Here is a 12,667-nt window from a genome sequence, read left to right as displayed (position 1 = left end):
ATGCCCCTGAGCGCGCCCCTGCCGCTGCGTACCCTGGCTGTGACCCTGGCCACCTTGACCCTGCTTGGCTGTGGCGAGACCGCACGGCTGCAGCGCGAAGCCGGTTACGGCCCGGCACCGACCCTGCCGGAACCCCACAAGACCCTGCTGCCCACCGTCAACGTGGCACCGGCGGTCGGCTGGCCCGAGGGCGGCAAGCCCACTGCCGCGCCGGGCACCCAGGTGCAGGCCTTCGCCGGCGGCCTGGACCATCCGCGCTGGCTCTATGTATTGCCCAACGGCGATGTGCTGGTGGCGGAAAGCAATGCGCCCAGGCGCGAGGACTTTCCCGGCATCAAGAACTGGATTGCCGGCCTGTTCATGAAGAAGGCCGGCGCCGGGGTGCCCAGCGCCGATCGCATCACCCTGCTGCGCGATGCCGACGGCGACGGCGTCGCCGAGACCCGCCTGGTCTTCGCCGAGCACCTGCATTCGCCTTTCGGCATGGCCCTGGTGGGCGAGGACTTCTATGTCGCCAACGCCGATGCCCTGGTGCGCTTCACCTACCGCCCCGGTGCCACCCGCCTGGAAGGCCAGGGCACCCGGGTCACCGACCTGCCGGCCGGCATCAATCACCACTGGACCAAGAACGTCATCGCCAGTCGCGATGGCCGGAAGCTCTATCTCACCGTGGGCTCCAACAGCAACGTCGGCGAAAACGGCCTGGACATCGAACAGGGTCGCGCCGCCATCTGGGAGCTGGATCGCGCCAGCGGCCAGAAGCGCCTGTTCGCCACCGGCCTGCGCAACCCCAATGGCCTGGACTGGGAGCCCACCACCGGCAGGCTGTGGACGGTGGTCAACGAACGCGACGAGATCGGCAGCGACCTGGTCCCGGACTATGCCACCTCGGTACAGGATGGCGGCTTCTATGGCTGGCCCTACAGCTACTGGGGCAAGACCGTGGACAGTCGGGTGCAGCCACCCCGGCCGGATCTGTTGGCCAAGGCGCTGACCCCCGACTATGCCCTGGGCACCCACACCGCCTCCCTGGGCCTAGCCTTCGCGAGCACCGACACTGGGTTGCCGGCCGCTTTTCGCCAGGGAATGTTCGTCGGCCAGCACGGCTCCTGGAATCGCGATCCCAAGAGCGGTTACAAGGTCATCTTCGTGCCCTTCCAGGACGGCAAGCCCAGCGGCCCGCCGCGGGACCTGCTGACCGGTTTCCTCAATACCAAGGAAGAGGCCCAGGGGCGCCCGGTCGGGGTGGTCAACGATGGTCGCGGCGGCCTGCTGGTGGCCGACGATGTCGGCAATACCATCTGGCGGGTCAGCGCCCAGCGCTGAGACCTTGTTAATCCGGCCTTAAGCGCCCGGGCCTAGGCTGGAAGCTGACCATCCTGGGGGATGGTCACCGCTCTTGCCGAGGCCGGCCCGGAGCGGTACAACCGCTCCACCGCCTGGGAAAAACCGATGAGAATACTGCTGGCCGAAGACGACATGTTGCTGGGCGACGGCATCCGCGCCGGCCTGGCGCTGGAAGGCGATACCGTCGATTGGGTGACCGATGGCCAGGCCGCCCAGGCGGCGCTGGAAACCGATCCCTTCGATCTGGTGGTGCTCGACATCGGCCTGCCCCGCCGCTCGGGACTCGAAGTCCTGGCCGCCCTGCGCAAGCGCGGCGACGCCACCCCGGTGCTGATCCTCACCGCCCGCGACAAGGTCACCGACCGGGTCACCGGGCTGGATACCGGCGCCGACGACTACCTGAACAAGCCCTTCGACCTCGACGAACTGCTGGCCCGGGTGCGTGCCCTCACCCGCCGCAGCGCGGGTCGGGCGCTGCCCCAGCTGGAGCACAACGATCTGCGGGTCGACCCGGCCACCCACCGGGTGACCCTGGCCGGCCAGCCAGTCGAACTGGCGCCGCGCGAATACGCCCTGCTGCGCCTGCTGCTGGAAAACATGGGCAAGGTGCTCTCGCGCAATCGCCTGGAGCAGGCGCTCTACGGCTGGGATGGCGACGTCGAGAGCAATGCCATCGAGGTCCATATCCATCACCTCAGACGCAAGCTCGGCAGCAGCCTGATCCGAACCGTGCGCGGCATCGGCTACGGCATCGACCAACCCGAGCGGCCGGCGCCGTGAGCGACGGCCCGGCCATCTCGCTGCGGCGGCGACTGCTGACGCTGCTGCTGTGCGGGATCTTCGCCTGCTGGCTGATCGCCGCCCTGGTGACCTACCAGCTGGTGCTGCGCCAGGTGAATCGCCTGGCGGACGAGGACATGCTCGACTTCGGTTCCGCGGCGCTGCACCTGGCCACCCTCGGCGCCGGCAGCGATCACAGCCTGCCGCCCGCGGCGCGTACTCTGGAGCGCAGCCGCACGGCCATCGCCGACTTGCCGCTGTTCAAGCGCCGCAACGCCCTGGGCTATCTGCTGCAAGCCGGCGACCAGCGCCTCGGCACCCCGGCGCCACCCGCCGGCCTGGCCGAGCAGCCGCCCGGCTTCAGCAGTCTGCTGGCCGAAGGGCAGCACTGGCGCGTGCTGCGCCTGAGCAGCGGCGATGGACGCATCTGGATCTACGAAAACCTGGCCGATAGGCGCGGCGCCACCAACCTGCTGCTGCTCGGCTCACTGTTTCCCCTCGCGCTGGCCCTGCCGGTGCTGGCCGCACTCATCTGGTTCGGCGTCACCCGCGGTCTCGAACCGCTGCGCCAGCTGGCCGCGCAGATCAAGCAGCGTTCCGCCCAGCGCCTGGAGCCCCTGGCACTGAACCGGGTCCCCTTGGAAGCGGCGGTGCTGGTCGAAGAGATCAACGCCCTGCTGCAACGCCTGGACGGCGCCCTGGAAGCCGAGCGCCGGCTGACCAGCGACGCCGCCCACGAGATCCGCACGCCCCTTGCCAGTCTGCTGACCCACACCCAGGTCGCCCTGAGATCCAGCGATCCCCAGGCCCACGCCCGGGGCCTGGTGCAGGTGCGCCGCAGCGCCGAACGCATCAGCCAGTTGATGGAGCAGATCCTGCTCCTGGCCCGCCTGGACAGTGGCGCCCTGCAGGAGCAGTTCGTCCCCGTCCACCTCGGTCGCCTGGCGGCGGACACCCTTTCGGAACTCGCGCCGCTGGCCATCGAAAAGCACATCGACCTGGTGCTGGAGGATCAGGAGGTCAAGCTGTCCGGCATTCCCACCTGGCTGGGGGTGCTGCTCACCAACCTGGTGGGCAATGCCATCCGCTACACCCCCAGCGGCGGCCAGGTACTGGTGCGGGTCGTCGAGGACGTACCCGGTCGGGTACGCATCAACGTCTGCGACAGCGGCCCCGGGGTCAGTCCGGAAGAGCGGGCGGCGATCTTTACCCGCTTCTACCGCAGCGAGAGCGCCGGCCAGAACGTCGGCAGCGGCCTGGGCCTGCCCATCGTCAAACGCATCGTCGAAATCCATGGCGGCAGTCTGCACCTGGGCGAAGGCCTGCAAGGACGCGGGCTGGGCGTGTACGTCGAGCTGCCGGGCCTGGCCTGATCCAGCCGCCTACGACCAAGGCGATCTTTTACCCGGGCCGGCCTAGGGCTTACAGTGCAGGGCTTCGCCACCAGCGAAGGCAGTCCTGCCCTCTGGAGAGCCCGGCCCATGTCCATGATCCTGTACCACACTCCCGCCTCGCCCTTCGGTCGTAAAGTCGTGGTGATGCTCCACGAGACGGACCTGATCGAGCAGGTCGAAGTGGAAATCGTCCAGCAGACGCCGCTCAACCCCAACCGCGACGTTCTCGATACCAATCCGGCCGGCAAGATTCCCGCCCTGCGCCTGGCCGATGGCACCTGCCTGCACGACAGTCGCGTCATCCTCGACTATCTGGACACCCTGCACGAGCGCACCCCGCTGATCCCGCGTCAGGGCCCGGAGCGCTGGCGCCGCCTGACCCTGGCCTCGCTCTGCGACGCCATGATGGAAGCCGCGGTGCAGATCCGCTACGAGAGCTTCATGCGCCCGCCGGGCATGCAATGGAAACTCTGGCTGGACAACCAGCAGGAAAAGATCGCCCGAGCCCTGGACTACTTCGAGCGCGAGGCCATCCAGGAGTTGGACGGCGAATTCGACGTGGCCAGCCTGGGCATGGCCTGCCTGCTCGGCTATCTGGACTTCCGCATCCCCACCTTTGCCTGGCGCAGCGACTGTCCGCGCATCGCCGCCTGGTATGCCCGCACCGACGAACGCCCGTCGCTGCAGGCGACCCGCCCCTGAGCCGGCGCTAGGCCTGCTGCCAGAGCCGCTGCAGATTGCGAAAGCCCCACTCCTCCGGATCCTCGCGCCGCAGGATGCGTTCGTTGGCGGGGGGCCGGGCGAGATCCAGCAGCCGCTGCGGCAGGGGCGTGCGCGAGCGAGCGGAAAAGAACACCCGCACCCGCGGCGTCAGCAGGCTGTCCGGGTGCTGCTCGACCACCACCGCCAGCTGCTCGTTGCTCAGCCGCACCAGGGAGCCGATCGGATAGATGCCCAGCGTCTTGACGAAGGCCTGGAACACCTGGGGATCGAAATGCCCCTGCCATTCCGCCATGCGCCGAATCGCTTCCGCCGGACTCCAGGCGGTCTTGTAGGGACGGGTCGAGGAAATGGCGTCATAGACGTCGCAGACCGCGGCGATGCGCGACAGCAGACTGATCTGCGTCCCGGTCAGGCCACGGGGATAGCCAGTGCCATCGAATTTCTCGTGATGGTGCAGACAGACGTCGATCACCTCCGCGGCCGCGCCCCACTGCTGCAGCAGGGCGACGCCCTCCTCGGGGTGCCGCTGCATCACGGCGAATTCCGCGTCGGTCAGCTTGCCTGGCTTGTTCAGTACCTCCAGAGGGGTACGCATCTTGCCCACGTCGTGCAGCAGGCCAGCCTGGCCGGCGAGCTGCACCTGCTCCGCCGGCAGCTCCATCTGCCGCGCCACCGCCGTCATCAGGGCGCAGACCGACACCGAATGGATGTAGGTATACTCGTCAGCCGTGCGCAGCCGCGTCAGACTGATCAGCGCCGTGGGATGCCGCAGCACCGACGCCGATATCTGCTCGACCACGGTCGCCACCTCGCTCAGCTCGATGGCCTGGCCCAGGCGCACGTCCTGGAACAGTCGCGCCACCTCCTGCTTGGCATGGGCGCTCACGGCGGAAGCCTGGGCCATTTCCTGGGGACAACTGATGGCAGTGCCTGGGGCGCTGGTCGCGAAGGTGGTGGGCGTAGGCCGGGCTGGCGCGACGGCGGGTTCAGGAGGCGTGACCGGAGCTACGGGCATCGGTGGCTTGGGCTGGCAATCCAGACCCTTGGCGATATCGATCCACACGGCGGTCACGGCGCTGTCCTGGATCTTCTGCAGGTCGCGCTGTTCCTGGAGCAGAAAGCGCGCCTTCCAGAACGGATGGTCGATCCAGCTGCCTTCGAACCTGTGGATGTACATGCCGAGGCAGACTTCGGCACTGGTAACCTTTTTGAGCATGGCGTTCACTTCGCAGCTTATCGGCAGCAGCCATTTGGAAGCAGATGATCGCAAACTGCCATGGCACGCTAAAGACTATCGCCCCAAGTTCTAGACGAGAGAATCCATGCACCTCCTGACCGGTATCGCCGTCTCCCTGCTGCTCCTGCTGAACACCCTGGTCATGATCGGTCCGCTGCTGGCATTCGCCTTGATCAAGCTGCTGCCCAGCGTGGCGCTGCGCGATGTCTGCTCCCGGGTAGTCACGACCATCGCCGAGACCTGGGCCGAGATCAACAAGGTCATCTTCGCCCGGCTCACCCCTACCGTCTGGGACATCCGTGGCACCGAGGTGCTCAGCCGGGACAGCTCCTACCTGGTCATCTGCAACCACCAGTCCTGGGTCGACATCCCCGCCCTGATCGAAACCTTCAACGGCAAGGTGCCCTACTTCAAGTTCTTCCTGAAGAAGGAGCTCATCTGGGTGCCCTTCCTGGGTCTGGCCTGGTGGGCGCTGGACTACCCCTTCATGAAGAGATACAGCCGCGCCCAGCTGGCGCGCCGCCCGGAACTCAAGGGCGCGGACCTGGCCATCACCCGCCGCGCCTGCGAGAAATTCCGTCGCCAGCCGGTGACCATCGTCAACTACCTGGAAGGCACCCGCTTCACCGCCGCCAAGCATGCCGAGCAGCATTCGCCCTATCGCCACCTGCTCAAACCCAAGGCCGGTGGCATGGCCTTCGTCCTCGCCGCCATGGGCGAGCAGCTGGACACCCTGCTGGACGTCACCCTGGTCTATCCGGACGGTCGCGTGCCCGGCTTCTGGGACCTGCTCTGCGGACGGGTCAAACGCGTTATCATCGATATCCGCGCGCGCCCTCTGGATCCGGCGCGCTGGGCGGGCGACTACAGCGAAGACGCGGAATTTCGCGCCGACTTCCAGCAATGGGTCAGCCAGCTCTGGGCAGAAAAGGACCAACGGATCGAGGCGCTACTGGATTCCCGCTCGCATTGAATCAGCGGGGCACCCTGCCGCCTGCCGACAGTCAGAGTGCGGGTAGTCGGCTGTCTCGACAAGGACCCCTCAATGCCCACCCCGACGCTCGATACCACCACGACCCGCTGGCTTCCCTGGCTGATCGCCGTCGCCTTCTTCATGCAGTCGTTGGACGCGACCATCGTCAACACCGCCCTGCCGCGCATGGCCGCCGACCTCGGCGAGAATCCCCTGCGCATGCAGGGGGTGGTGATCGCCTACCTGCTCACCGTCGCGCTGTTGATTCCTGCCTCGGGCTGGATTTCCGATCGTTTCGGCAGTCGCCGCGTCTTCTTTACCGCCATCGCCCTCTTCACCTTTGGCTCGCTGCTCTGCGCCCTGGCGCCCAGCCTCAACCTGCTGATCGCCGCCCGGGTAATCCAGGGCCTCGGCGGTTCGCTGATGCTGCCGGTGGGGCGGCTGGTGATCCTGCGTGTCTATCCCCGCAGCGAACTGGTGCGCATCCTCAGCTTCATCACCATTCCCGGCCTGGTCGGCCCCCTGGCGGGCCCGGCGCTGGGTGGCTGGCTGGTGGAGGCCGTGTCCTGGCACTGGATCTTCCTGATCAACCTGCCGGTGGGCATCCTCGGCTGTCTGGCCACCCGCCGCCTGCTGCCGGACCTGCGCAGCCCTCTGCCGCAGCGCTTCGATGGCCTGGGCTTTCTGCTGTTCGGCGCCTCCATGATCCTCATCAGCATCGCCCTGGAAGGCCTCGGCGAACTGCACCTGCCCCATGTGCGCGTGGTATTGCTGCTGATGGGGGGCATGGCCTGCATGGTCGCCTACTGGCTGCGCGCCCTGCATCACGACCAGCCGCTGTTTTCCGCCGAGCTGTTTCGTATCCGCAGCTTCGCCGTGGGCATCTTCGGCAATCTCTTCGCCCGTCTCGGCAGCGGCGCCCTGCCCTTTCTTATCCCGCTGCTGTTCCAGGTCGGCCTCGGCTATTCGCCGACCCAGGCCGGTCTGCTGATGATGCCCCTGGCCTTGTCGGCGATGCTGGCCAAGCCCATCGCCGGTCCGCTGATCGGCCGTCTCGGCTATCGGCGCCTGCTGGTGGGCAATACCCTGCTGCTGGGCTGCCTGATCGCCAGTCTCGCCCTGATCGGCCCTACCACCCCCTTCGTTTGGCTGCTGATCCACCTGGGCATTCTCGGCGCGGTGAACTCCATGCAGTTCACCGCCATGAACACCATCACCCTCATCGACCTGCACGACCAGCAGGCCGCCAGCGGCAACAGTCTGCTGTCGGTGGTCATGCAACTGGCCATGAGCTTTGGCGTCGCCTGCGCCGCGGCGTTGCTGGGCGGCTTCCAGGACGACTATGGCGACACCGAGGTGCTGTCCGCCTTCCGCGCGACGTTCTTGAGCGTCGGAGCCCTGTCGATGCTGGCGGCGGCGATTTTCCTGCAGGCCTCCCGCGAAACCGGTCGCCGAATCAAGCCCCTGGCCGCCGAGCCGGAAAAGAGCGCGCAGAACGTGGAGTGACGCGGCCGGCCAGGCCGATCGAATCGGCAGAAACGAAAAACCCCGGCCTGGCCGGGGTTTTTCGTGAGCTTCGGGCGACGTCAGGTGTCAGATGACCTGTACGCGCTCTGCCTGCATGCCCTTCTGGCCTTGCACGACTTCGAAGCTGACCTTCTGGCCTTCAGCCAGGGTCTTGAAACCAGTGCCTTCGATGGCGCGGAAGTGCACGAACACGTCCGGACCGCTTTCGGGAGTAATGAAGCCGTAGCCTTTGGTTTCGTTGAACCACTTGACGGTGCCGTTCTGACGATTCGACATGACGGGTGTTGCTCCTTGGAATAACGGGTTTGTTATTGACACGTGCTGGCGCGGCAGTGCGTTGCATTGACCAGACGCCTGGTACTGAGTTGCAAGGAGTAACAAGAATCGAGCAGCAAGGGGTGGACGAAGAGCCTACCGCCTCAGGTCACGATCGACGGCGACCCAAGCAAACACAGTTCTCGAACTCTACGCCATATTTTTCTGGAAAGCGATTACCCTCCGGAGGCCGAATTCGTTTTGGACAAAGCGCGTTTTACGCCCTTTCGAAAGGCACCGACAAGCCTGTTTTCGACCGCCTGGGCAGCACCCCGGAATCACCGCCACGCCTGCCTTTGCGCTTCCCGCCACAGCTGTCGAAAGGCACGAGATCCACTGCCCCGACCGTGAAATCCCCCTGCAAGGAATACCGATGAACCTTACCCCTGTGGAACTGCTGATCAGCGATTGCGATGGCGTACTGGTCGACAGCGAGATCCTCGCCGAACGCGTCGTCCTCGACGGTCTGGCCGCCCACGCACCGCGTGACGAACTCGAAGCCCTGCTGCACGGCACCTTCGGCCTGACCACCCGGGACATCTTCGCGCTGGTCGAACAGCGCTTCGGCATCACCCTGCCGCCCACGCTGTTCAGCGAGCTGCGCGCCCAGGCCGAGACCCTGATCGCCAGCAGCGTCGAACCCATTCCCGGGGTGAAACGTGCCCTGGAAAGCATTGATCTACCGTTGGCGGTGGCCTCCAACAGCCTCAGCCACAGCGTTGAATCCTCGGTGCGCCGGGCGGACCTGGTGGATCGGGTGGCGGGCCATATCTTCAGCGCCGACATGGTGGCCCAGCCCAAGCCGGCGCCGGATGTCTACCTGCTCGCGGCCAAGACCCTGGGCGTCGCGCCAGAGCGCTGCCTGGTGATCGAAGACAGCGCCACCGGCGCGCGTGCGGCCCTGGCCGCCGGCATGCGGGTCATCGGCTTCACCGGTGCCAGCCACATTCCGCCGAACCACGGCGACACCCTGAGCGCCCTGGGCGTGACCGCCCTGATCGCCCACATGGATGAACTGCCCGCGACCGTCGCCCGCCTCCGCGCAGCCGCCACCGACGGGCAATGAAAAAGGGGCCCTCAGGGCCCCTTCGCTTTTCGCCGCAGCGGAATCAGGACAGGACCGCCCCCACCGCCTTGGGCAGCGCCATCGGTGCCAGGTCGGCAGCCGTGTTCCAGGCCGGCTCGCTCAGCTGGGTTTCCAGCAGCTGGCGATGGATCGCCTCGCGATGCTGTTGCAGAACGATGTCCAGGGCGCGGCTGGGTGCCAGTTCGACGTCGTCGAAGGTGACGATCTGGCCGGGTTCCATGGCGCGCTTGAGCACGCTGTGCTTGAGCAGACCGATCGGCAGGTGATCCGGGCACTCGGCGATCTTCACCGCTTCGCCGCGCACGCTGTAGCCACCGATGCCGCGCTCGATGATGTCGCCAGCTGCCATGGGCTTCTTCATGATGGCGGCCACGCTCAGGGTCGGCGTGGTGGAGTTGTTGAGCAGGATCTTGCCACCGGCGATGATGCGACGCAGGGTCTTGCCGACTTCCAGGGAGCAGAGGTGGAAGGGGCGTACCAGGACATAGTAGGGACCCTTGCCCAGTTTGAAGTATTCGATGGCGCCGGCCTGGTCTTCGTCATGGCGACCGACGACGAAGACGCCACCGGCGGAATAGCCGCTCGGGATCACGTAGTCGACGATGGGCGTGCCCAGCTGCTCGGCCATCTGCGCCAGGATGTTCGCGCTGTCCTGCAGATTGGTCGAATTCAGGCCCTCCAGCCCCTGGCGGGTGATGGTGGCGCCATAGTTGTTGCCGACCACCACCTGCTCGATCTGCACCTTGGTGCCATCGGTGAAGGAGGTGGTCTGGTCGACGCTGGTGCCCTGGCGCGCGGACCAGTAGGCCATGTCTTCCGGGGTCGGGTTGTGGTTCAGATAGCCCTTCATGTTGCCGTAGACCAGCGGCTTGAAGCCCATCTGCACCGCTTCTTCGTGCAGCGCCGCCAGCGAACCCGGCTGGTCGCCCTCGGCCTCGGTGAGAAAGCCCTTGCCCGCCAGGTAGGAGCCCGTCGTCACCTGCAGCTCGGCATTGATGGTGACCACCTTGATGCCGGCCTCGAAGGCGCGCTCGATGATCTCGGTGCCGTGGTAGGGATCGCCGCTGCACTCCACCAGCAGGTCGCAATGATCGATGAGATCCGCCACCGACTGGGTGAGCGCCTCGGTCAGCGGATAGTCGGTAACCGTGGCGATGGGCCGGCGGGTCAGGACGCGGGTCACGGTCATGTCGTCATAGTGACGACTGATGAGCCGGGCCAGGCAGCGCGAGATCATGCCGGTACCGACGATGCCGATACGGGTGACAGGGGATTGGGAGGACATAGGATCGATTCCTTTCAAAGAGAATGTCGGTAGCGAGCAAAGCCACCATGCGAAGTGCCGATCCCAACGACGTGTCCGATCTCTTGCAAATGGAAAAACCACTTCCATCAGAAATTCTTTGACTGGGATCAATCTTTCCGTGCGACTCGAAGCCAAAGCAAAAATTCATGACTTCGTAACAGATAGCGATCAATGGCTGCAGATCGCCATCTTTTTCCTTGCCGTCCAGTGACGGCCGTTCAACTCGTCGGTTCTGCGCGCTCCGTGCTGGCCTCACCGCGCGCCCAATAGCCGCGGCGGAACAGATCACGTTCGCCTAGGACCAGCAACAGCAGTAGAAGGCCCAGCATCGCCACGCTGATGCTGACGATCAGCTCCAGCAGACCGACAGGCTTGGGCAACAGCACACTCAGCAGGGCCACGGCGCAGCCGGCGCCCAACCAGCGCAGCAGCAGCGACAGGTGCAGCCCGGCGAGGGAATGACGATAGAGTGCCAGCGCCATGAACACGGCCTGCAGGAAGGCGCCGGTGGTAAAGGAATAGGCCAGTCCCTGGGCGCCGAACGGCTGATAGAGCGCGGCATCCAGGGCCACGGTGATGAAGGAACTGGCCAGGGTGGCATAGAGGAAGGTCTTGGCGCGCTGCTGGGACAGCAGGGCCCGGCCCCACAGCAGGGCCAGCCCCATCCAGGGCAGACCTATGGCATAGGCCACCACCAGGGTCGCGGTCGCCGCGCTCTGCTCGGCCCCGAAGGCACCGCGCTCCAGCAGGACCTTGACCACCGGCTCCGAATAGCTGAACAGCACCACCGAGGCCGGCACCAGGAACAGCAGGGTACCGAGCAGCGCTTTGCGCATCAGCGCGGCGTACTTGTCGGCATTGCCCTCGTTCCAGCTGCGGGTCAGCTCGGGAAAGATCATCGCCAGGATGGACAGCGCATAGAGCGTGAGCGGAATGGTCACGATGCGGTAGGAGAAGGACAGCATGGTGATGTTGCCTTCCGCCAGCAGGGAGGCGAAGAAGCGCTCGGCCAGCATGCAGCCCTGCTGGGCCCCGGCGGCGAGCAACACCGGGGCGAAGGTCACGGCGAAGGGACTGCCCGCGGGCTTCTCGAAGGCCACCGAACGCTGGCCGAGATAGCCCAGCCGCCGATGCTGGATGACGATCAGCAATACCTGGGGCAGCAGCATGCCGATGAACAGGGCGATGCCGCTCGGCTGCAGGATGACGATGGCCAGGATGGCGCCCAGGTTGAGCATCAGCGTCCGGGTCATTGGCAGGATGAAGATGCGGTCCAGGTTGAGCAGCGCGCCCTGGCAATAGAGGATGGCCTGCACGCAGATCAGCAGGGTACCGACGGCAAAGACCAGCTTGCCGGTCTCGACCTGCTCGTCGCTCCAACCCGGGGCCAGGGCATGCATCAGCCAGGGACTGGCGAGGACACCGATCACTGACAGCAGGAGACCGAACAGGCCGATACGCCAGTACAGCCAGCGACCGACCTGCTCGTACTGGGTATTGCAGCGGTCACGGATGCGTTGCAGATAGGGAATCATGGCATCGCGCAGGGCGAGGCCGAAGAAGCTTTCGAAGAACACCGGCAGGATGAGGGCGACAAAGATCAGGTCGGCTTCCCAGCTCACGCCGAATTGCCGGGCGATCAGCAGGTCGCGCAGGAATCCCAGCAGGAAGCTGGCGACGGTGATGGCTAGGATGATCAGGGTCGAACTCACGCCCGCACCTCGGTCGACCCAGGCAGGCCACGTGCGGCAATAAGCGGACGAATAAAGATGGCAGGCATGGGCGGTCTCGTTCCGTGAGCCAGAGGTGATCCGGATAAAGGCGGGCAGAGCTGCCCGTTTGGTCCAGACTCAAAGACCAGCTTCCGCGCTTAAGTTTCCCGAGGCAATTCCAGAGACATGCAGAAATGTCGAACGATTGGCAAATTGCCATGACTGGTTGCGCCCTGACCGCCGAGCGGTAGCCCTTGCAATCGGGC

The 12,667-nt window shown here is 65.8% G+C and carries 11 protein-coding genes; 7 read left to right on the top strand and 4 right to left on the bottom strand.

Annotation, left to right across the window (positions count from 1 at the left end; translation table 11 throughout):
* From BMZ43_RS22705 to BMZ43_RS22690, 4 genes are all read left to right on the top strand, one after another.
* Window positions 1-1,326, top strand: coding sequence for a PQQ-dependent sugar dehydrogenase (locus BMZ43_RS22705; protein WP_093256925.1), 1,326 nt, complete (start codon window positions 1-3; stop codon window positions 1,324-1,326).
* Window positions 1,327-1,452: 126 nt separating this feature from the next.
* On the top strand, window positions 1,453-2,127 hold the full coding sequence (locus BMZ43_RS22700) for a response regulator (RefSeq protein WP_093256972.1): 675 nt from the start codon (window positions 1,453-1,455) through the stop codon (window positions 2,125-2,127).
* Window positions 2,124-3,500 (top strand): sensor histidine kinase, encoded by a 1,377-nt coding sequence (locus BMZ43_RS22695; protein ID WP_093256920.1) that lies wholly within the window; start codon window positions 2,124-2,126, stop codon window positions 3,498-3,500. The genes BMZ43_RS22700 and BMZ43_RS22695 overlap by 4 nt, the downstream gene beginning before the upstream one ends.
* A gap of 108 nt (window positions 3,501-3,608) precedes the next feature.
* Window positions 3,609-4,223, top strand: coding sequence for a glutathione S-transferase family protein (locus BMZ43_RS22690; RefSeq protein WP_017639484.1), 615 nt, complete (start codon window positions 3,609-3,611; stop codon window positions 4,221-4,223).
* Window positions 4,224-4,230: 7 nt separating this feature from the next.
* On the opposite strand, the gene BMZ43_RS22685 is transcribed toward BMZ43_RS22690, so the two are convergent.
* Complete coding sequence (locus BMZ43_RS22685; RefSeq protein ID WP_093256914.1) at window positions 4,231-5,460, bottom strand: cyclic di-GMP phosphodiesterase; 1,230 nt, start codon at window positions 5,458-5,460, stop codon at window positions 4,231-4,233.
* A 106-nt stretch (window positions 5,461-5,566) separates the two neighbouring features.
* Here BMZ43_RS22685 and BMZ43_RS22680 point away from each other — a divergent pair, with 106 nt between their 5' ends.
* On the top strand, window positions 5,567-6,454 hold the full coding sequence (locus tag BMZ43_RS22680; protein WP_093256909.1) for an acyltransferase: 888 nt from the start codon (window positions 5,567-5,569) through the stop codon (window positions 6,452-6,454).
* Window positions 6,455-6,526: 72 nt separating this feature from the next.
* Window positions 6,527-7,960 (top strand): multidrug transporter subunit MdtD, encoded by a 1,434-nt coding sequence (mdtD, locus tag BMZ43_RS22675; protein ID WP_093256905.1) that lies wholly within the window; start codon window positions 6,527-6,529, stop codon window positions 7,958-7,960.
* Between the two features lie 87 nt (window positions 7,961-8,047).
* Here the strand turns inward: mdtD and BMZ43_RS22670 are convergent, their stop codons facing one another.
* On the bottom strand, window positions 8,048-8,257 hold the full coding sequence (locus BMZ43_RS22670; RefSeq protein WP_017639480.1) for a cold-shock protein: 210 nt from the start codon (window positions 8,255-8,257) through the stop codon (window positions 8,048-8,050).
* Between the two features lie 412 nt (window positions 8,258-8,669).
* Here BMZ43_RS22670 and BMZ43_RS22665 point away from each other — a divergent pair, with 412 nt between their 5' ends.
* Window positions 8,670-9,362: an HAD-IA family hydrolase gene (locus BMZ43_RS22665; protein WP_093256901.1), complete on the top strand. Its 693-nt coding sequence runs from the start codon at window positions 8,670-8,672 to the stop codon at window positions 9,360-9,362.
* Between the two features lie 43 nt (window positions 9,363-9,405).
* On the opposite strand, the gene BMZ43_RS22660 is transcribed toward BMZ43_RS22665, so the two are convergent.
* Together BMZ43_RS22660 and BMZ43_RS22655 are read right to left on the bottom strand one after the other, a co-directional pair.
* On the bottom strand, window positions 9,406-10,620 hold the full coding sequence (locus BMZ43_RS22660; protein ID WP_177344853.1) for an NAD(P)-dependent oxidoreductase: 1,215 nt from the start codon (window positions 10,618-10,620) through the stop codon (window positions 9,406-9,408).
* A 287-nt stretch (window positions 10,621-10,907) separates the two neighbouring features.
* A complete protein-coding gene (locus tag BMZ43_RS22655) occupies window positions 10,908-12,401 on the bottom strand; it encodes a lipid II flippase MurJ (RefSeq protein ID WP_093256894.1) in 1,494 nt (497 codons plus the stop codon).
* Between the last annotated feature and the right edge of the window lie 266 nt (window positions 12,402-12,667).

The sequence above is a fragment of the Pseudomonas sp. Snoq117.2 genome, from assembly GCF_900110545.1.
Lineage (GTDB): Bacteria > Pseudomonadota > Gammaproteobacteria > Pseudomonadales > Pseudomonadaceae > Chryseomonas > Chryseomonas benzopyrenica.
This window is presented reverse-complemented; position numbering and strand designations above follow the sequence as displayed.

What these genes read in the sequence shown, in the direction of transcription:
- BMZ43_RS22665 (WP_093256901.1), top strand. Translation starts at nt 8,670, where the DNA reads ATGAACCTTACCCCTGTGGAACTGCTGATCAGCGATTGCGATGGCGTA.
- BMZ43_RS22690 (WP_017639484.1), top strand. Translation starts at nt 3,609, where the DNA reads ATGTCCATGATCCTGTACCACACTCCCGCCTCGCCCTTCGGTCGTAAA.
- BMZ43_RS22685 (WP_093256914.1), bottom strand. Translation starts at nt 5,460, where the DNA reads ATGCTCAAAAAGGTTACCAGTGCCGAAGTCTGCCTCGGCATGTACATC.
- BMZ43_RS22700 (WP_093256972.1), top strand. Translation starts at nt 1,453, where the DNA reads ATGAGAATACTGCTGGCCGAAGACGACATGTTGCTGGGCGACGGCATC.
- BMZ43_RS22670 (WP_017639480.1), bottom strand. Translation starts at nt 8,257, where the DNA reads ATGTCGAATCGTCAGAACGGCACCGTCAAGTGGTTCAACGAAACCAAA.
- mdtD (WP_093256905.1), top strand. Translation starts at nt 6,527, where the DNA reads ATGCCCACCCCGACGCTCGATACCACCACGACCCGCTGGCTTCCCTGG.
- BMZ43_RS22680 (WP_093256909.1), top strand. Translation starts at nt 5,567, where the DNA reads ATGCACCTCCTGACCGGTATCGCCGTCTCCCTGCTGCTCCTGCTGAAC.
- BMZ43_RS22705 (WP_093256925.1), top strand. Translation starts at nt 1, where the DNA reads ATGCCCCTGAGCGCGCCCCTGCCGCTGCGTACCCTGGCTGTGACCCTG.
- BMZ43_RS22660 (WP_177344853.1), bottom strand. Translation starts at nt 10,620, where the DNA reads ATGATCTCGCGCTGCCTGGCCCGGCTCATCAGTCGTCACTATGACGAC.